The following is an 18537-nucleotide window of genomic DNA, read 5'->3' as shown; positions in this document are numbered from 1 at the left end:
GCTACTTCGGGCCGGCAAGTGCGTTCTTCTCGGCCTCCGCCTCAAGCGGCGCACCGGCGCCGATCGAGGTCAGATAGGCATCGACGGTTTCAAGTGACGACGCCGGCGCGAAACCTTCGCCGGATTCCGGTGTGACGATCGCAAGCTGCGTCTGCCAGCCGGCGGCGCTACGGCAGGCAATCGAGACGAAATCCGGCTGATCCGGCCGCTTCATTTCGTACTCGCGGCAGATCTGTTCGCCACCTGCCTTGAACGTCGAAACCAACCGAACCTGTCCGTCGCCGACGACGATTTCCTCGCCCGAGGCGCGCTGGTCGAGAATACCTGACACGATCGGATCGACCAGGCCCGCAACCTGCGGGCCCTCGACATCCGTTCGGCCTGCTCCGCCAGCAAAGTATCCGCCGACGCCACCGACGACGATGAGAAGCGATGCGGCCAACGCCATCATCAGCGACGAAGGACGGCGCGGGGTCTGAGCCGTTGGCTCTGGCCGGCGGAAGGCAATGATGTTGTCCGCACTCGCACTTTCGTTAGCCTCAGCAGCGGCCCGGCTGCCGCCATCGCGTGCTGCCGCCTTGGCGGCCATGGCGCGGACGTTCTCAACCAGTTGATCCGGAACCGCCTCGTCGAGCATCGGCTTCAGCGCCTCGCTCGAGGCCGCCCGCGTTTCCATGAACATGGCGACGCGGGCCATCAGGTCGTCGTCCGTTTCGAGCGCCGTCTCGACAAGCCGCGTCGTCTCGTCGTCGAGTTCGCCATCGGCGAATGCCATCAGGATCTCGTCGGTGAATTCCATATCGCTCATCTCGCCCCGCCTCTCATATCCGGTGAACGCGCGGCCGCAGGTTCTATTCCCGCGGCTTCAGCAAGATTCTTGCGGGCGCGGGCGAGCCTGCTCATCACTGTACCGATAGGAATGCCGAGCACCTCGGCTGCCTCCTTATAGGAGAGATCCTCCACGCATGTCAGCAGCAGCACCTCGCGCTGATCCAGCACGAGATCGTCGATGGCAGCGGCCACGCTTTTCAGCGTCATACGTGCCTCGTATCCCGCTTCTCCGGAGGGAACGGCAAGCTCCGGCTGAGCTTCGATCTCCTCCGTCGGACCGGCCGTCTTCTGGCGGCGGAGCTGGTCTATCCAAAGATTGCGCAGAATGCGGAACATCCAGGCGTCGAAACGCGTGCCCTCCTCGAACCGCTCCGAGCCGGCAAGCGCCTTCTCGCAAGCGGCTTGCACCAGGTCGTCGGCGATATCGCGGGAGCGGCAAAGCGAGATGGCAAAGCGGCGCAGGTTGGGCAGGAAAGCGACGAGGCGCTCGCCGAAGGCGATGTCCTGATCGGTCATTCCACGTTCCTTCCGGCGCTTCGATTGGCACGCGGGGGAATAATTTGTCCATTCATCCGTTGAGCGATATGGGAAGCACACGCAAAAGTCACCACCGGTGAGCCTGCCTTTCACGGTAAGCTGATCCACTCCGGCGCGGTCAGGACAAGGAGAAAGCCTTGATGAAACGCCTGCTTCGATTGACCGCCGCATCGCTCTGCGGCCTCGCAGTCGCCAATGGCGACCTTGTTCCCTCAGGGATCACCGGCGCCACGACCACCAATTCCTTCGCCTTCATCACATCGGCCCATGCGGACGACGACGATGGCGGCGGGGACGACGATGACGGAGGCGGGAGCGGTGGAGGTTCATCGTCGAGCCGGTCCTCCGATCGCGGTTCCGGCGGCTCCTGGCGCGGCGGCGGCAATCTTTTCGACCTCTTCCGGGGCACGCCGGAAAAGCGCGCTGCCCGACGGCCTGCGCCTGTGCGCAAGCCTATCCATGTGCCCGGCGAACTCATTGCGCTTGGGCTGGACGAAGCCGCGATCCAGCGTCTCGGCGAACGCGGTTTCACGGCCCGGGCGCGACAATCTCTCGGGCTCTCCGGCTCTGAGATCGTCAAGCTTTCGATTCCCTCTGGAATGACGCTTGAGGCTGCGCGGCAGGAGGTCGCCTCGGCCTCGCCGGGAGCCGTCGCCGATCTCAACCATTACTTCGAGCCGAACGAAGGTGCCACCCAGCCAACACCGTGCGGCGAAGGACGGTGCGCTCTGGTGCGCACAGCCATCGGCTGGCCTGAGCCCGACGCAGCGAAGGCATGCGCCGCTGCCGGTCCGATCGGGCTGATCGACACCGCGATCAACCCCGACCACCCGGCGCTTCAGGGCGTCGATCTCGAGATCGTCCGCCTGGCGGCCGACGAAGTGCCGGAGTCCGGGCGCCAGCACGGGACGGCCGTTGCCGCCCTCCTTGCCGGCCGGCAGGACAGCCGCGCACCCGGTCTGCTGCGCAACGCGCGATTGATCGCAGTCGACGCGTTCCAGAAGACGAAACGCGATGCTGACGTCGCCGAGACCTACGATCTGGTGAGGGCAATCGACCTTTTGGCAGCCCGCGGGGTCACAGTGATCAACATGAGCCTTTCGGGACCCCACAACCAGTTGCTGGAGAAAACCGTTGGGCTGGTCGCGGAGCGCAACATCCTGCAGGTGGCGGCCGCCGGCAACGACGGTCCCAGGGCAAAGCCGGTCTATCCCGCCGCCTACCCCGAACTGATCGCGGTTACCGCCGTCGACCGCAATTTTCGCCCCTACCGTCGCGCAGCACAGGGCGAGCACATCGACGTCGCGGCCCTCGGCACGGGCGTCTGGACGGCCGCTTCGATCGACGGCGGCCGGCCACGCACCGGCACATCCTTCGCTGCACCGTTCGTGACCGCCGCGGTCGCCATTCTGAGGGCTTCGAACCCTTCGCTTTCGGCCGAAGACATCGGCAAGCTCGTCGCGCAAACGGCAGAGGATGTCGGCGCGCCCGGCAAGGATCCGGTTTTCGGCTGGGGTGTTTTGAACGCCCGCGAACTCTGCCGCTCGTAGCAGCCGAATTTATTTCAAGGCGAAAGGCTTGCAACCGATCAAGCCTGATAGCAGTCGTGACGATCAAAAAAGCTCTGGCGGAAAGAAGGTATCGCATCGCGCACCTCCTTTCCGCCGGAGCGTCATGCCCGTTCTGATCAGGCGGCAAGGCCCCGCTCGGTCAGCAGCATGCCGACCCGCACCATGCGCACGGCATCTTCCGCCGCACGAACAAGCAGTTTCGGCGCAGCGTTGATCGCGTCGTCAAGGCTGCAGGGTGCTTTCAGGATCGAGGCAAAGGCATCGATGCCATGCTCGAAGTTCAAGGTGACACCCTTGCCGATCGTGCCGGCGAGCGCGATCACCGGCCGTCCGGCCTCCTTGGCACGATGGCCGACTTCCGCCGGCACCTTGCCGAAGGGCGTCTGGCCATCAAGACTACCTTCCGCCGTGATCACCAGATCGGCCCGCGCGATCATGCTGTCGAGATCGAGATATTGCATGACGATGTCGTAGCGCGGGTGCAGCTTGCCGCTGAGCAGTCCGAGCACCGCAGCGCCGAGCCCGCCCGAGGCGCCGGCACCCGGCGCGCTGCCAACGTCGACGCCGGTCGTGCGGTGGATTGCCTCGGCATAGGTCTCCATCGCATCGGCCAGCACTTCGACCTGCTCGGGCGTCGCGCCCTTCTGCGGGCCGAAGACCCGGGCAACGCCGCGTTCGCCGAGCAGCATGTTGTGCCAGTTCACAGCCGCATCGATGCGAACATCGGCCAGGCGCGGGTCGCGCGACGACAGATCGATGCGAGCCAATTGGCCGAGTGCGCCGCCGCCGGGCGGCAGTGGTAAACCGTCCTTGTCGAGCAGACCGACGCCCAGCGCCTGAGCCATGCCGGCTCCGCCGTCATTGATGCCGCTGTCGCCGCAGCCGAGCAGTATCCGGCGCGCGCCGGCGTCGAGTGCTGCCCGGATCAACTCGCCGACGCCATAACTGCTCGTGATGCACGGGTTGCGACGATCGCGCGGCACCAGCCGGAGGCCGGCGGCAGCCGCCATTTCGATGATGGCGACCGGCTCATCCTGCCCGCCGAGAAATCCGAAATGCGACAGGACCGGCGTGCCCAGCGGCCCGGTGACAACGCATTCGTGCAACGTGCCGCCCGTGACGGCGACCAAGGCCTTGGTAAAACCTTCGCCGCCATCGACCATCGGCACTTTCAGAACCTTTGCCTGAGGGCAGGCGCGCAGCACGCCCTTCTCGATGCAATCGGCCGCTTCTTCCGCCGACAGACTTTCCTTGAACCCAGACGGTGCAACCAGAATGGTCAGTGTCATGTGACAGTCTCCTTGCGTTTTTGTGACAATGCGGATGCAAGGGAGGAACGGTCGCTCGGAGGGTTTATTCCGCCGAATACCAAACTATTTCGCGGTTAGTACAAAAAGCAGCAAAGGCCGGAGCTGGCGGGCTCCGGCCTTTGCTAAAAACACATATTTTCAGATGCTTATATCAATCTCCAAGACCCATCAGCGGCCAGACGAAGACGGCAAAAAGCGTCAGGAGCCCAATGAAGGGGATGAGCAGCATCGCGGCCAGCCGCATCAGGTCCGACGGCGTGAACGCAGGCGGTTCCATGCTGCCGAACAGCGCCACCGGCTTGGCCGAAACCATCAAGGTCTGGCAGAAGCCACTACCCAGAGTAGCGGCCATGATGAGAACCGCCGGTTCGACGCCGAGACCTGCGAGCGGCAAGGCGAGTGCCGGGATCAGCACCGTCGCCCGTGCCGTCCGCGAGGCGACGACGATATGCGCCAATGTCGCCAGGATCACGGTGAACAGGATCACCATCCAGACCGGCGGTTTGCCGATAAGGCTGAGCATGCCGATGGCGCGGTCGGCCAGCAGAGCCGCCGTCCCGGTGCTCATCAGCGCCTCGCCGATGACGAGCGTGCCGGCCAGAAACAAGAGCAGGTTCCACTCGACGGTTTTCAGCGCCTTGCGGAAGGGCATTCCCGAGATCTTTTCCGAGGCCATCACCAGGGCGCCGATCAAGGCGACGAAGGGCAAGGCAACACCGTGGAGGCTTGACGTCGCAAGCGCCAGGACAATGAGCGCCGTTACGGCCAGCAAGGTCCGCTCCGGCGCAAGGAGCGGCTGCTTTTCGGTTCTAGCGCTTGCCTCGAACATGGCGTCGCGATCGTCAGTACCAAGGAAGAATCGCAGAATGAGACCGCAGGCCATGAGGCTCGTAAACAATCCAAATGGGGCTGCCAGCAACGCCCACTCGAGGAAATCCGGCGCGTCACCGCCGCTGCGGCGAATGAAATCGACCGCCACCAGGTGCGCGCCGGCACCGGTGAGCGAAGCGGCGGCAGACAACAGGATCACCGACGGAAAGAGCAAGGCAAGCGCGCGTGTAACGGTGGGCCGATCGATTGCGGCCGTCAGCCCCAGAAACACCGGCATGAAGATAGCCGCGCGCGCCGACGTGGAGGGAATGATGAAGGCAGTGGCGAAGATCGTCAGCGTGACCGCCCAGAACAGGCTGCTGACGCGTCGGAAAGGCGCCAGCAGCCTGAAGGTGAGACGCTCCACCAACCCGGACGCCTGCAGCACCGAGGCGATAACGAAGGCGGCAATCATCAGCCAGACGATATCATTGCCCAGCGCCGCAAAAACCGCTTCTTCACTGACGGTGCCGGTGGCACCAAGCGCCAACGCTCCGGCAAGCGCCACCGGCGTTTCCGGCAGGTCGAAGATCGTCCAGCAGACAAGCGTTGTCGCAAACACCATCAGCGCCAGGCGCATCGGCATGGTCAGCCCGTCGGCTGCCAGAAAAATCAGGATCGCCGCGAAGAGAAGCAGCATGGACCCCGTCAACAGCCGCACCTGGCGTAGCGGCATCTGCCCGCCGAAATCGCCCACTTCGTTGACGGAGGAGATGATGATGTCCTTCGCCGGTGCAAATGTTTGAACGCCGGTCATGGTGGCCCAATCCTTTTCTGCTGGCGGCCGGTTCGCGGCGAAAACCCGCGTGCGACGCCCGGCCTTCACGAGGTATCGTTGAGGGCCTAACGGCGCTGCACGCTGTTTATTCCACCCGCAGCGCCACCGGGTTCGATTTATCGGTAAGCAGAGGCAATGGGATGCCGGATGAGGCGGAGCCGTATCGGGCCTTGGCAATCACGCCTGTCAAAGTTGACGCATTGCGCCATATCAATGCGGTGGACCGCGAAATGCCTGCAGTCTTTGGGAGCGTCTCACCGCAGGAGGAAGCGAAACATGTTCGTCAGGGAATTGTCGCGTGAGGAATGCATCGCACTTGTCTCCTCGCACCATATCGGTCGGCTGGCCTGCGCTAGGGATGACCAGCCCTACATCGTGCCCGTCCAGTACGCCTTTACTGCAAACCGGCTATACGGCTTCTCGATGCCCGGACAGAAAATCGACTGGATGCGCGCAAACCCTCGCGTCTGTGTCCAGATCGACGCGTTCTCCGACGGGGGAAGCTGGAAAAGCGCGGTCATCTACGGCAGATATCGGGAACTGCCGGATACCAAGCAATGGCACCAGGAGCGTCTGCAGGCATGGTCGCTGCTGGAGAAACGCACCAACTGGTGGGAACCGGGCGGATTGAAACCGGTGGAACAGGGCGTCGTCGGCACGTCGCCCCATCTGTTCTTTGTGATCGAGATCGAAGAGATAACCGGACGCGCCATGGACGAAGATCCGGTGGACATCTCCTCGCACTCACGAAGAGACGCCTGAACGGGAGGCTAGACCTATCATGTCGACGGGGGCTGCGCCCCCGCCAGCCTTAGACAAGCATGATCATGCGCCCTTGCGCGCGACGACGGGCACGTAGTGCTCAAGCTCCGGCGCAGGGAACTGCAAGGTGGCGTTGATCTCGGCGGAGCGATAGAGACCCATCAGCATCTCGACCACGGCAAGGCCGTCCTCGAAGGTTTCGAGCGGCTTCTGGCCCTTGCGGAAGCATTCCACCATGTGGCGGTTCTCGTCGGTGTAACCATAGACGCCGGCCTCGTCCTCGAGCACCGGCATCAGCCCCTGCTCGGCATTCTGCTTTTCGACCAAATCCTCGCCTTCCGAACCGGTGACTTCGCGGGACATGAAGATCTTCAGGCCGGTGCTCAGCGAATTGTATTCGAGCGCATATTCCGGTCCGAGCAGTTCGAGCTGGATGCGCAGCCCTGCGCCGACATAGGCCCAGGAGGTCGTCGCCTCGATCATCAGTTCGTTGCCGTCCTCATCTTCGAGCGTCACCGTGGCGCGGGCAAAATCCTCCGAAGGGCGGTTGCGATAGTCGACATCGTTGCCGAAGCGCTTGCGCAACTGTTCGGCATAGTTGGGGCGCGTCCATTTCAGGTTGGCGACGGTGCCGTTGACAGACTTGATCTTCAGCGAATTGCGCGGTGCGCCCGGCGCGGTCAGCAGATAACGCGCCACCTCGACGCTGTGGCACATCATGTCGGAGAGCACCCCGCCGCCCTGCTTGTCGCCCTGCCAGAACCAGGGTTCGTGCGGTCCAGAATGTTCCTCTGCCGCGCGCGCTAGATAGGGTCTGCCAGTGGTGGAGGCGGCCCGGCGCCAGATGATTTCCTTGCCCCGCAGCACCGGCGTGCAGAACACCTGGTTTTCGAGATAGCCGTGGTTGAGGCCGGCATCTTCGGCAAGCGTCAGCATCTCGCGGGCTTCCGCCACCGTGCGCGCCAAGGGCTTCTCGCAGGCAACCGCGAACACCTTGCTGCGGCCAGACTTGATCGCACCGTGCAGCGAACGCATTACATCGAGGCGCGTGTAGTTTGGCGACAGGATCCAGATCGCATCGACGTCGTCGGCCGACAGCAGCGCTTCAAGACTCTCATGCGTGCGGCAGGTGCCGAGCCCGAGTGTTTCGACTTCCTTGGCAAACGTCTCGCGGTTTTCCGCCTTGCGGCTGAACACGCCCGTCACTTCGACATTGCGCACGCCGATCATCGACTTCAGGTGGAAATGGGCGATGAAGCCGGTTCCGACGAACCCCACGCGCAGCGTCTGCTTCGGTAGCTGTGTCATTCTCTTCTCCCAGATTGTCAGGTTATTGGCGTGGCGAGGCGGTGCTGGCTCGAACGCTCAGGGCCGTCGGCAGCACGATGGGCGGGGCAAGTCCCACCGCCTCACCGGAAAGCATGCGCAGCAGCAGCGACATCGCCGTCCGGCCGATGTCGGCGCGCGGCTGGGTCACGGTCGTCAGCGGCGGATAGAAAGCCTTGCTCAGGTAGAGATCGTCGAAGCCGACGACGGAAACGTCGCCCGGAATGTCGCGGCCGAGGCGGCGCAGCTCGTGAATGGCGCCGTAGGCCATTTCGTCGTTGGCAGCAAAAAGTGCCGTCGGCGGTTCGGACAGGGCAAACAGCTGTCCGCAGCAGAGCTGACCGGTTTCGAGCAGATAGTCGCCGCGAACCTCATAGCCCTCGGGGATGGCAAGGCCGGCCTCCCGCATGGCGGCGCGGTAGCCGTCGCGGCGGTGCACGGCCATGACCTCGGGCAACGGCCCGGCGATATGGGCGATCTTGCGGTGGCCGAGCGAAATCAGATGCTCGACCGCGGCCTTTGCCGCGGCGATGTTGTCGACCTGAACATGCGGCAGTCCGGAGGATTCGATCATTTCCAACGCGACGACCACGGGCAGGTGCGCCACATCGAGTCCGCTATCGTGGCCTGGCGGCGGCAGCTTGCCCGTCATAAGGATCATGCCATCCGCATGGCCGTCGCGCAGCATGTTGAAATATTCCGTCTCGCGATCCGGATCGTTCTCGGTGTTGCCCATCAGGACCGAGTAACCGGCCTCGCGCGCCGTCGCCTCGACGCCCTTCAAGATGTCGAGATAGAACGGGTTGCCGACGTCGCGCACGACCAGCAGTACCGACATCGACTTGCGGGTGCGAAGGTTGCGCGCGCTGACGTTTGGCCGGTAGTTGAGTTCACGCGCAAGCGCGTGGATGCGCTGGCTCGTTTCGGCGGTCACCAGGCCGGAATCGCTGAGCGCCCGCGAGACGGTTGCGACCGAAACGCCGGCACGCTCGGCAATGTCCTTGATCTTCGGCCGATCGTTCATGCCCGCATCGCCTTTCCACGCCCATAGAACAACATCAGCAGCAGCAGCGTCGCGCCAAACACCATCTGGCGGCCGGATTCGTCGATGTTGACCGTCGTCAGGATGCCCTGGAGGATCACCAGCAGCAGCGCGCCGGCCATGGTTCCGGTGTAGCCGCCCTTGCCGCCGGCAAGCGACGTCCCGCCGAAGACGACGGCGATGATCGAGGAGAGCATGTATTGCTCGCCGACATTGGCAAAGGACGAGCCGGAATAGCCGAGCAGGCAGAGGCCGGCGATGGCGGCAAACATGCCTGAGATCATGAACAGACCGATGCGCATGCGGCGGACCGGAACGCCAGCCATATAGGCCGCATGTTCATTGGAGCCGATCGCATAGATGCGATGGCCGAAGACGGTGCGGTTGAGCATGAAGGCCATGAACAGGCCAATGGCGATCCAGAGCCAGATGATGCCGGGAATGCCGAACACCAGCGGCTGGGTGACAAAGGCGGAAAGGCCGGGAGCGGCACGGCCGGAGGGAATGCCGTTGCGGATGACGACGAGCAGGCCCTGGAGCACGCCGAGCATGCCGAGCGTCATCACCAGCGGCGGGATGCGCAGAAGCGTGACGCCGAGCCCGTTCAGGAGCCCGAAGAAGGCACCGGCCGCGAGGCAGGCAAGGATCGCCGGCAGGATGCCGCCATCGGCACCGTTCATGACATTGCCGGCAATGATCGCCGAGAGCGAGACGACGCCACCGACCGAGAGGTCGATGCCTTCGCGGCCGCCGAGGATGATGACATTCTGGCCGGCGGCGACAATGCCGAGAAGCGAGGCAACGATCAGCAGGCGCAGGACCTGGTCTGCCGAGGCGAAGCCCGGCGACAGGCTCTCGCCGAGATAGAGCAGCGCGGCGATCAGAAGCAGCGCGATGACCAGCGGCCTCTTGAGGAAGGAAAGGACGGCGTTCATGCGCGGACCCTCCGGCCGGCCAGCACGCCGGCCATCAAGACGAGAAGAATGGCAAGGCCCTGCACGAAGTTCTGCCACTCCGACGGCGTGCCCATGAAGAAGACCAGCGAATTGACGAGACCGATCGTCAGTGCGCCGAGCAGCGAACCGACGACGGTGGTCCAGCCGCCCGCAAGCGCGCTGCCGCCGAGCACCACAGCCGCGACGCTGTAAAGCGTCATCTTGCCGCCAACGAGCGGATCGCCGCTGGCGGTGTCGCCGGTGAGGCAAAAGGCGGCAAGTGCGGAGAACAGGCCGCAGAGCGCATAGCCCTTGATGCGGACCAGGACAACCGGAAGCCCGGTCTGGTAGGCCGCCTGCTGGTCGTCGCCAACGGCCAGAAGCTGGGTGACGAGGCGGGTACGCGAGAAGAGGAAGAGCAGCAGGGCCAGTGCCGCGAGAACGTAGAAGACGAAGGGAAGACCAAGCAGCCTGCCGCCATAAGTGCGCCAGAAGAGTGCCGGCGCCGGCGTGCCGGCGACCGGCATGACATAGAGCGCGACACCGGTGAAGAAGATGCTGGTGGCGAAAGTGGCGACAATCGCCTGCAATCGGAGCGCTGCAACGACGATGCCGTTGATCACCCCGCAGGCGAGCCCGAGTAGGATGCCACACAGCATGGCGCCGATCACGGCTGCGCCGCCACCTCCCCATTTCTCCATCAGGACGACGATCGCGACATTGACGAGCGACAGCGTCGCGCCGGCCGAAAGATCGATATCCCCTGCGGAGACGACATAGGTCTGGGCGATCGCCAGCATGATCAGCGCCATGTAGGTGCTGAGCAATCCCGTCAGCGAGCGGTAGCTGAGGCTGTTGGGCGAAAACGCGCCGTTCAGCGCCAGAAGGGCGACGACGATGATCAATGCCGGCAGGAACGGATAGCGTTCGAGCCAAAGCTTCAGGCCGCCGGAGCGGATGGGTCGGGTTTCTATCGTGGTCGGTGTCATCACGCGGCCTCGTATGCAGCCTGGTAGAGATTGTAGCGGGTGCGATCCTCGCCGGTGAGTTCGCGCGTCACCGACCCGCCGTTGAAGACGAGGATGCGATTGGCATTCCCGAGCAACTCGGCATCCTCGGATGAATAGAGCAGGATCCCGAGCCCGTCTGCCGCCAGTTGGCGAATGAGGGCAAAAAGATCCGCCTTGGCCGAGAGGTCGATGCCCTTGGTCGGATCGTCGAGCAGCAGCACGTCCGGCCGGTCGATCAGCCAGCGGGCGATGATCACCTTCTGCTGGTTGCCGCCGGAGAGAGAATTGATCGGGTGCATCAGGCTCGCAAACTTGGTGTGCATGGCTTCAAGCGCTGGCATCGCCTTTGCCTTGAGGCCTGACGGGCGCGCGATCATGAGCCGGTCGCGCAGGTAATGGATGGGCGTGACGTTCTCGATGATCGGCCTGCCGGCGATGACGCCGTCGCGGCCACGGTCGCCCGAGACATAGGCGCAACCGTGCCGGATGGCGTCACGCGGGCTCTTCGCATCGAAACGGTCGCTGCCGATGCGGATCTCGCCTGACGTTACCGAGCCTGCGCCGAAGATCGCACGCAACACCGCCGACTGTCCCTGGCCGTGCAAACCACCGAGCCCGAGGATCTCACCCTTGGCGACCTCGAAGCTGACATTGCGGAACCCGGCACCCGAAAGCCGGTCGACTGTCATGGCGGCACCTGCCGAAAAGCTCGCAACGGCAGGCGCGGACGATTGCGAGGCCGGCATGTCGCCGGCACCACCCACCATCAGCCGGATGACGGCGGCCGGATCGGTTTCAGAGAGATTCAGCGTCTGGATCGTCTCGCCGTCGCGGATGATCGTCACCCGGTCGCCGATCGCGGTGATCTCGTCCATGCGGTGCGAGATGAAGATGATGCCGCGGCCGTCGCGCTTCAGTCCGCGCAGGATGTCGAAGAAGCGGTCGACCTGGGCTCGGTCGAGGGCCGATGTCGGTTCGTCGAAGATCAGGATCGGCGCTTCGCTGGCGAGCGCCTTCATGATCTCGACCAACTGCCGCTGATCGGCGCGCAGGTTGCCGACGAGCGTTTCGGCCGCAAATCCATCACCGGAAACGCCGGCGAAAAGCTCGATGTAACGCGCGGCCCGCGCCTTCAGGGCGGGGCGATCGACGAAGAACGCAGCTTTCACCGGTAGCATGGCGAGGCAGATATTCTCCTCGACTGAGCGGTTCGCCGCAAGGCTGAGTTCCTGGTAAAAAATGCCGATGCCCTGCTCGCGCGCCGACTGCGGACCTGAAATCGTCACCGACCGTCCGTCGATGAGGATCTCGCCGCCATCAGGCCGCACGCTGCCGGCAATGATCTTGCACAAAGTGCTCTTGCCCGAGCCGTTCGAGCCCATCAGCACATGGACTTCGCCGGCCGCGATCTCAAGGTCGCCGCGGCGCAAAGCCAGGGTGGCGCCGTAAGCCTTGCTTACGCCGTTCAACGTCAGTTTCGGCATGGGGTTTGGTCCGTAAGGTCGGGTCCGGGGTGTCAGGCGGATCAGCAGATCCGCCTGACTTAGGGCGCTTACTTGAAGAGCGCTTCGGCGTCTTCGATCGAAAGAGCGCTGGTGTAGGAGTAGTAGCCCGGCTTGCCGTCGACCTGCTTGGCGGCGTCCGCCAGGTTCTTTGAGTCGATGAACGGGATCGGCAGGTACATGGCGTTCTTGTACTGGCCGGCCGTTGCCGGTTCCTTCAGCTCCTTGCCCTGCAGCATGAGCACGGCGACGTTGAGCGCGCTTGCCATGACGCCTGGCGGGTTGACGGTCGCGCCGGAGTTCAGCTTGTCCTTGCTCCAGAGATCGATGAAGTCCTTGCGGATTTCGCCAGTTGCGGCGATCTGGCTGGCCTTGCCGGCATCCATGATCGACTTCCAGGCGCCTGCTGCCATGCCGTCCTGCACGACGACACCGTTGACGTCAGGATAGGTCGCGAGGATGTTCTGCATGGCCTGCTGGCCCTGCGCCTGGTCCCAGTTGGCGTTGACCTCGTTGACCACCTGGATATCCGGATAGTCCTTGAAGACGCTCTTGTATCCGGCAACGCGCATCTCGTTTGCCGGATGGCCCGCAACACCGTTGATGGCAACGACCTTGCCCTTGCCGCCGAGCGTTTCGGCCAGCCACTTGGCACCGGAAGCACCCCAGGCCGTCTGGTCGATGCCGACATAGGTGGCATCCGGCGACGAAACTTCGGCGTCGGTGGCGATCACCAGGATGCCCGCTTCCTTCGCCTGCGCGAAGATCGGGTCGAAGGCCGTCGGGCTGTTCGGGTTGATGATAATGGCGTTGACGCCCTCGGCAATGAAGTTGCGCACATGGGCGATCTGCCCGGGCACGTCGACATTGGCGCTCTGGACGGTGACTTCGACGTCAACGCCCTTTTCCTTCCATTTTTCCGCAGCCGCCTTGGCCTCGTCGATCATTTGCGTGCGCCACTCGCTGCCGACCCAACCATTGGACAAGCCAATCTTGAAGGTCTCGGCATTGGCGAGCGAAGCGGAGATGGCGATGGATGCGACGGTGCCGAGTGCTACGGCGATAAGCTTCTTCATAAGATCCTCCCAAAATCTTGCGAGGACCATCAAGCCAGAAAATGTAATCGATTTCAATGGGGGTTTTCAGCGATTTTCGGTGAGTTTTCCAGGATTCTGGCCCTGAAACCGCAGGTGAGCGGATTTGGCTTCGCCGATCGGCCCGATTGCTGGGGAAAGCGGTTGTGTTTCAGGCTTCTGGTCCGGGCTTGGTCGAATGCGCCCTTGGCCACGGCGGCGGCGCATGCCAAAGCCAGAGCAGGCGAAAACCCGATTCGCATCCGCACGGCGCCAATGCAGGACTGCAACCATGAAATGACAGACAGGACGCGCGGCTTTTTCAAAGGCCGCCTTCAGCTCAGCGGCTGTTGCTGGAACTGCAACACTTCGTTGCTCGCCGACCGGCTAGCCGGAATTTGTCCTCAGCCCATAGTGTGAAATCTGGGCAAAGAACAACAACTGGTCCCCAACCAGAGGAGAACATCATGACCGGAAAACCCGGAGCCGCCACGGGCGGGCTCTATCTGCACGTCCTTGTGCTTGCGATCGTCATCGTCTGCGAGCTGATCGGCATTCAACGCCTGTCGATCGGCCTCGGAACCGTGATCTTCCTGCCGATCCTTTACGCCTTCGCGCTCGGCATCCTGCTCAATCCCGCCATTTTCAAGGCCAGCGCCAAATTCCTTTCCAAGGATGCGGTCAAGCTTTCCGGCGCCATGATCACCGTTGCGATCATGCCGTTCATCGCCAAGTTCGGCACGACGGTCGGGCCGCAGATCTCCAAGATCATCGAGGCCGGGCCGGCACTCGTCCTGCAGGAGCTGGGCAATCTCGGCACCATTCTCGTCGCTTTCCCGGTCGCCGTCTTCCTGCTCAAGATGGGCCGCGAAGCGGTCGGCGCCACCTACTCGATCGACCGCGAGCCCAACCTGGCGCTGATCGCCGATAAATACGGCCTCAACTCGCCGGAAGGTGCTGGCGCCATGGGCGTCTATGCCACCGGAACGCTGATCGGCACCTTCGTCTTCGCCATCATGCCGCCGCTCGTGCACGGCCTCGGCATTTTCGACGTGCGGGCGCTTGCCATGTCCTGCGGCGTCGGCTCCGGCTCGATGCTGGCTGCCTGCACCGGCGGTCTCGTCGCCGTCGTTCCCGACCAGAAGGACATCATCCTGGCGCTCGCCGCAGCCAGCAACATCCTGACCTACGCGACCGGCCTTTACGTCGGCATGTTCGTCGCCCTGCCGCTGACGGAATGGCTTTACAACAAGGCCCGTCCGTCCGACCGCAAAACAGCCTGATCGGGGAGACAGGAACAATGGCCAATCAAACCAACACCACCGCAAATCTTGCAGACGACCTGCCGCTTAACGCAGAAGACGAGCGCAAGATCGATGTCGTCAAGCATTCCGGGCTGCTGCTGATCGCCTGTGCCATCGGCCTCATCGCCAACTGGGTCGGCACCGGCACGTCGCCACTCGTCGCCCTGCCCGGCATGGCGGTCCTTTACGTCGCCTGCATCATCGGCCTCGGCTTCGCGCGCTTCGTGCCCTTCTACCTGCCGAGCGTCGCCTGGGTCTCGCTGATCGCGATCCTGATCACCATCCCGGGCGTGCCGGGTGCTGCCTGGGTCAGCGAGCAGGTCGAGCACCTGAACTTCCTGGCGCTCGCCACGCCTGCGCTCGCCTATGGCGGTCTTGCGCTGACAGCCAGCGAATTTGCGATCGCCCGCCGATCCGGCTGGAAGATCGTCATTGTCGCGATCTGCGTGATGATCGGCACCTATATGGGCTCCGTCGTCGTCGCCGACCTGTTCCTGCGGCTCGGCCAGTAGGATAGAAACGAGGCCGGCTGCCTTGGCGGCCGGCCTTCCATTTGCAAAAACAGGATGAACGAGATGAGCCGCCACGACATCAGCCCCGACCGTATCGCGGAAACGATCGCCTGGCGCCATCACCTGCACGCCCATCCGGAACTCGCTTTCGAGGAACGCGAAACCTCGGCCTTCATCGCCGCCAAGCTTGCCGAATGGGGCGTTAACGTCAAAGGCGGCTATGGCGGCACGGGCCTCGTCGGCACGCTGTCGCGCGGCACCTCCCCCCGCACCATCGCCATCCGCGCCGACATGGATGCACTGCCGATCGTCGAGGCCAGCGGCGTTGCCTACGCGTCGAAAACTGCGGGCAAGATGCATGCCTGCGGTCATGACGGCCATGTCTCGATGCTGCTCGCCGCTGCGCGACAGGCGTCAGAGATGGAATTCGACGGCACCGTCCACTTCCTTTTCCAGCCGGCCGAAGAAGCCGAAGGCGGCGCCCGCGCCATGGTCGCCGACGGCCTATTCCGGGATTTTCCGACTGACGCCGTCTACGCGCTGCATAACTGGCCGGCGCTGGACGTCGGCACCTGCGTTGCCCGCGACGACGCGATGATGGCCGCATTCGGCGTGTTCGAGATCCGCGTCACCGGCCGGGGCGCCCACGGCGCCATGCCGCATGAGGGCGCCGATCCCCTGGTTGCCGCAGCCCAGATCGTCACTGCGCTGCAGACGATTGCCAGCCGCAACGTCTCGCCGCTCGATGCCGCCGTGCTCTCCGTGACCCAGATCCATGGCGGCGACGCCTGGAACGTCATCCCGCAGGAGGCCATCATCCGCGGCACAACCCGTTGGTTCGCAAAGGACGTGGGCGACATTCTTGAAAAGCGCATGCGGACGCTGGTCGAAGCCGTTGCAGAAGGCCTCGGCTGTTCGGCCGATCTCGACTATCAACGCCGTTATCCCGCGACGATCAACGATGCCGCGTCCGCCGCCTTCGCGCGTTCCGTCGCAGCACAGGACGGCGCCCTTGTCGTCGTCGATGCCGCTCCGAGCATGGCCGCGGAGGATTTCGCCTTCATGCTGGAGGAACGTCCCGGTTGCTACATCTGGCTCGGTGCGCGCCGCGACGGCAGCAATCCCGGCCTTCATTCGCCGCACTACGATTTCAACGACGCGATCATTGCGCAAGGCGTTGACCTCTGGACAAGGCTGATCGCCTCGTCTCTTGGTCGTTGACCTCAAGCGGTTTCCGTCGCATCCATGACCACCATGGACGTGCTCGACGCGAAAGCGCTCAAGATTTTTATGGCGGTCGCCCGCATCGGCTCGATCCGGGGTGCTGCGGAACATATGGGGCTGGCGCCTTCGGTCGTCAGCCGCCAGATCGCCGACACCGAACGCGAGATCGGCCTTGCCCTGTTCGAACGCACTGCGCGCGGCACCGTCTTGACCGATGCCGGCGAACTGGTCCTCGAACATGGCAAACGTGTCCTTGAGGACAACGGCCTGTTGGCCGAGCAACTCGATCAGATCCGCGGCGTGCAGCAGACCCGCATCCGCATTCGTTGCGGAGAAGGGTTCATGGCAGACCTCGTCGAGCACGGGCTGTCGTCGTTCTCGAAGGCGCATTCCTACGTGCGCTACATCGTCGAACTCGGCAGCACCGAGGATGTGGTCGATGCCATCGCCAACAGCGACGCCGATATCGGCATCGCCTACACGCCGTTGACCGATCCGCGCATCCGGGCGCTGGCAATCGCGCGCCAGCCGCTCTGCGTCATCGTTCCGAACGGGCATGCGCTTTCCACCCGCACCGAGCTGAAGCTGGCAGACTGTCTGGCCTCGCCCTGCGCCCTGCTCGGCAAGGGCAATGGCGTCACCCAGCTCGTCGCCCGTGTGGCGGCCGATGCCGGCATGGCGCTGGCGCCGCTGCTCGAAACACACTCGATCGAAGTGCTACGCCGCTTCGTCGCCTCGGGTCTCGGCATCACCTTCCTGCCGCGTGCCGCCGTCTCCGGCGAAATTGCCCGTGGCGCCATGCAGGCGGTCGATCTTGAAGATCCACTGCTGCGCGAGGCAAGCGCCCATCTGATGGTGCGCGCCCATCGGCGCCTACCGCTGTCGGTGGAAAAACTCGGCCAGCACCTGGCGCTGGAGATGCAGTCTTTTCGGGCCTAACATCGACCAGGCAACCCCGTTCAGATCATTGCCTTGGGCAGGGCCGCTGCCAGAGCATCGACTGCCAGGCGAACCTTCAGCGGCAGATGCGGTGTTCGCAGCCACAGGGCATAGTTGTCGAACACGTATCCCTGCTCATCCTGCAACACTTCGACAAGAACACCGGCCCTGATGCGCTGACGAACGAGCCACGACGGTAGCCACGCCAGTCCCATTCCAGCAGATGCGGCATCGGCCACTGCCTCGAGATCGTCGAGCCGCAACCGATTGGCGGGCGTCACCTCCAGCGCCGAGCGACCATCACGCGGGAACAGCCAGGGATGCACCCATCCCGGGCGGTTGTAGATGACGGCATGGTGGCCGCTGAGGTCGTCGATCTGTCGCGGGGCGCCGTGGCGCTCGACGTAAGACGGCGAAGCGCAAACGATCATGCCGTGGCTGGCAAGCCGGCGGGAGATCAGGCCTGCCCTGTCCTCCAGAGCGCCGGTGCGGATGGCGAGATCGTAGCGATCCTCGACAAGATCGACGATGCGATCGCCAAACGACAGCTCCAGTTCGAGCCCCGGATATTTGCGGGCAAATTCCATGAGGATCGGTGCGACGCACCGCCGGCCGAGCAGCGCAGGCATGGTGACCCGCAGCCGGCCGCGCGGCTCGCCAAGCTGGTCGGCCGCAAGCGCGTCCGCGGCTTCCGCCTCCGCAAGGATGACGCGGCAGCGATCATAATAGGCGCGGCCGAATTCAGTCAGGCTCTGCCGGCGCGTGGTTCTGTTGATCAGCCGCACGCCGAGCCGTTCCTCGAGAAATCGAACATGCTTGCCGACCATCGGCCCGGAGAGATCGAGGTCCTCCGCGGCGGCTGCAAACGAGCCGAGATCCACCGCTTTGACAAACACCGTCATGCTTGTGAGGCGATCCATAATTCGAAACTCCTGGTTTCTACTGTTCTGCGTAACCGATGATTTATCCAAATCAAACGGAAAGGCATAGCTTATTCAGTTCAGTCATTAT

The 18537-nt window shown here is 63.7% G+C and carries 17 protein-coding genes; 6 read left to right on the top strand and 11 right to left on the bottom strand.

Annotation, left to right across the window (positions count from 1 at the left end):
• Position 1 precedes the first annotated feature (1 nt).
• Positions 2-808: an anti-sigma factor family protein gene (locus LPJGGPFB_RS20395; RefSeq protein WP_173421742.1), complete on the bottom strand. Its 807-nt coding sequence runs from the start codon at positions 806-808 to the stop codon at positions 2-4.
• Positions 805-1347: an RNA polymerase sigma factor gene (locus LPJGGPFB_RS20390; protein WP_173421741.1), complete on the bottom strand. Its 543-nt coding sequence runs from the start codon at positions 1345-1347 to the stop codon at positions 805-807. The genes LPJGGPFB_RS20395 and LPJGGPFB_RS20390 overlap by 4 nt, the downstream gene beginning before the upstream one ends.
• A 161-nt stretch (positions 1348-1508) precedes the next feature.
• Here LPJGGPFB_RS20390 and LPJGGPFB_RS20385 point away from each other — a divergent pair, with 161 nt between their 5' ends.
• Positions 1509-2918, top strand: coding sequence for a S8 family serine peptidase (locus LPJGGPFB_RS20385; protein ID WP_173421740.1), 1410 nt, complete (start codon positions 1509-1511; stop codon positions 2916-2918).
• A gap of 137 nt (positions 2919-3055) precedes the next feature.
• Here LPJGGPFB_RS20385 and LPJGGPFB_RS20380 read toward each other — a convergent pair whose 3' ends face one another.
• Positions 3056-4228, bottom strand: coding sequence for a glycerate kinase family protein (locus LPJGGPFB_RS20380; RefSeq protein WP_173421739.1), 1173 nt, complete (start codon positions 4226-4228; stop codon positions 3056-3058).
• A 172-nt stretch (positions 4229-4400) separates the two neighbouring features.
• Positions 4401-5876, bottom strand: coding sequence for an SLC13 family permease (locus LPJGGPFB_RS20375; RefSeq protein ID WP_234902944.1), 1476 nt, complete (start codon positions 5874-5876; stop codon positions 4401-4403).
• Between the two features lie 297 nt (positions 5877-6173).
• On the opposite strand from LPJGGPFB_RS20375, the gene LPJGGPFB_RS20370 reads away from it, so the two are divergent.
• Positions 6174-6659, top strand: a complete 486-nt coding sequence (locus LPJGGPFB_RS20370; RefSeq protein WP_173421738.1) for a pyridoxamine 5'-phosphate oxidase family protein — start codon at positions 6174-6176, stop codon at positions 6657-6659.
• A 63-nt stretch (positions 6660-6722) separates the two neighbouring features.
• Here the strand turns inward: LPJGGPFB_RS20370 and LPJGGPFB_RS20365 are convergent, their stop codons facing one another.
• The 6 genes from LPJGGPFB_RS20365 to LPJGGPFB_RS20340 form a co-directional block, all read right to left on the bottom strand.
• Positions 6723-7967: a Gfo/Idh/MocA family protein gene (locus LPJGGPFB_RS20365; protein WP_173421737.1), complete on the bottom strand. Its 1245-nt coding sequence runs from the start codon at positions 7965-7967 to the stop codon at positions 6723-6725.
• A 22-nt stretch (positions 7968-7989) separates the two neighbouring features.
• Positions 7990-9009, bottom strand: a complete 1020-nt coding sequence (locus tag LPJGGPFB_RS20360; protein WP_173421736.1) for a LacI family DNA-binding transcriptional regulator — start codon at positions 9007-9009, stop codon at positions 7990-7992.
• Complete coding sequence (locus LPJGGPFB_RS20355; RefSeq protein ID WP_173421735.1) at positions 9006-9962, bottom strand: ABC transporter permease; 957 nt, start codon at positions 9960-9962, stop codon at positions 9006-9008. Before LPJGGPFB_RS20355 ends, LPJGGPFB_RS20360 begins: the two co-directional genes overlap by 4 nt.
• On the bottom strand, positions 9959-10951 hold the full coding sequence (locus LPJGGPFB_RS20350) for an ABC transporter permease (RefSeq protein WP_173421734.1): 993 nt from the start codon (positions 10949-10951) through the stop codon (positions 9959-9961). Before LPJGGPFB_RS20350 ends, LPJGGPFB_RS20355 begins: the two co-directional genes overlap by 4 nt.
• Positions 10951-12456: a sugar ABC transporter ATP-binding protein gene (locus tag LPJGGPFB_RS20345; RefSeq protein ID WP_173421733.1), complete on the bottom strand. Its 1506-nt coding sequence runs from the start codon at positions 12454-12456 to the stop codon at positions 10951-10953. The genes LPJGGPFB_RS20350 and LPJGGPFB_RS20345 overlap by 1 nt, the downstream gene beginning before the upstream one ends.
• Before the next feature lie 68 nt (positions 12457-12524).
• Positions 12525-13550 (bottom strand): ABC transporter substrate-binding protein, encoded by a 1026-nt coding sequence (locus LPJGGPFB_RS20340; RefSeq protein ID WP_173421732.1) that lies wholly within the window; start codon positions 13548-13550, stop codon positions 12525-12527.
• A 464-nt stretch (positions 13551-14014) separates the two neighbouring features.
• Here LPJGGPFB_RS20340 and LPJGGPFB_RS20335 point away from each other — a divergent pair, with 464 nt between their 5' ends.
• From LPJGGPFB_RS20335 to LPJGGPFB_RS20320, 4 genes are all read left to right on the top strand, one after another.
• Complete coding sequence (locus tag LPJGGPFB_RS20335; protein ID WP_173421731.1) at positions 14015-14830, top strand: DUF3100 domain-containing protein; 816 nt, start codon at positions 14015-14017, stop codon at positions 14828-14830.
• A gap of 17 nt (positions 14831-14847) precedes the next feature.
• The gene (locus tag LPJGGPFB_RS20330) at positions 14848-15363 is read left to right on the top strand and encodes a hypothetical protein (protein WP_173421730.1); all 516 of its coding nucleotides are present in this window, start codon (positions 14848-14850) and stop codon (positions 15361-15363) included.
• 63 nt (positions 15364-15426) lie between these two features.
• Positions 15427-16584, top strand: coding sequence for a M20 aminoacylase family protein (locus LPJGGPFB_RS20325; protein ID WP_173421729.1), 1158 nt, complete (start codon positions 15427-15429; stop codon positions 16582-16584).
• Between the two features lie 24 nt (positions 16585-16608).
• Complete coding sequence (locus LPJGGPFB_RS20320; RefSeq protein ID WP_234902943.1) at positions 16609-17526, top strand: LysR family transcriptional regulator; 918 nt, start codon at positions 16609-16611, stop codon at positions 17524-17526.
• A 20-nt stretch (positions 17527-17546) separates the two neighbouring features.
• Here the strand turns inward: LPJGGPFB_RS20320 and LPJGGPFB_RS20315 are convergent, their stop codons facing one another.
• Positions 17547-18446: a LysR family transcriptional regulator gene (locus tag LPJGGPFB_RS20315; RefSeq protein ID WP_173421728.1), complete on the bottom strand. Its 900-nt coding sequence runs from the start codon at positions 18444-18446 to the stop codon at positions 17547-17549.
• Positions 18447-18537: the final 91 nt, after the last annotated feature.

It is taken from the genome of Ensifer adhaerens (genome assembly GCF_013283195.1).
Classification (GTDB): domain Bacteria; phylum Pseudomonadota; class Alphaproteobacteria; order Rhizobiales; family Rhizobiaceae; genus Ensifer; species Ensifer adhaerens_G.
Note: the sequence above shows the minus strand (reverse complement) of the source record. Positions and strands in the feature narration are given on the sequence as shown.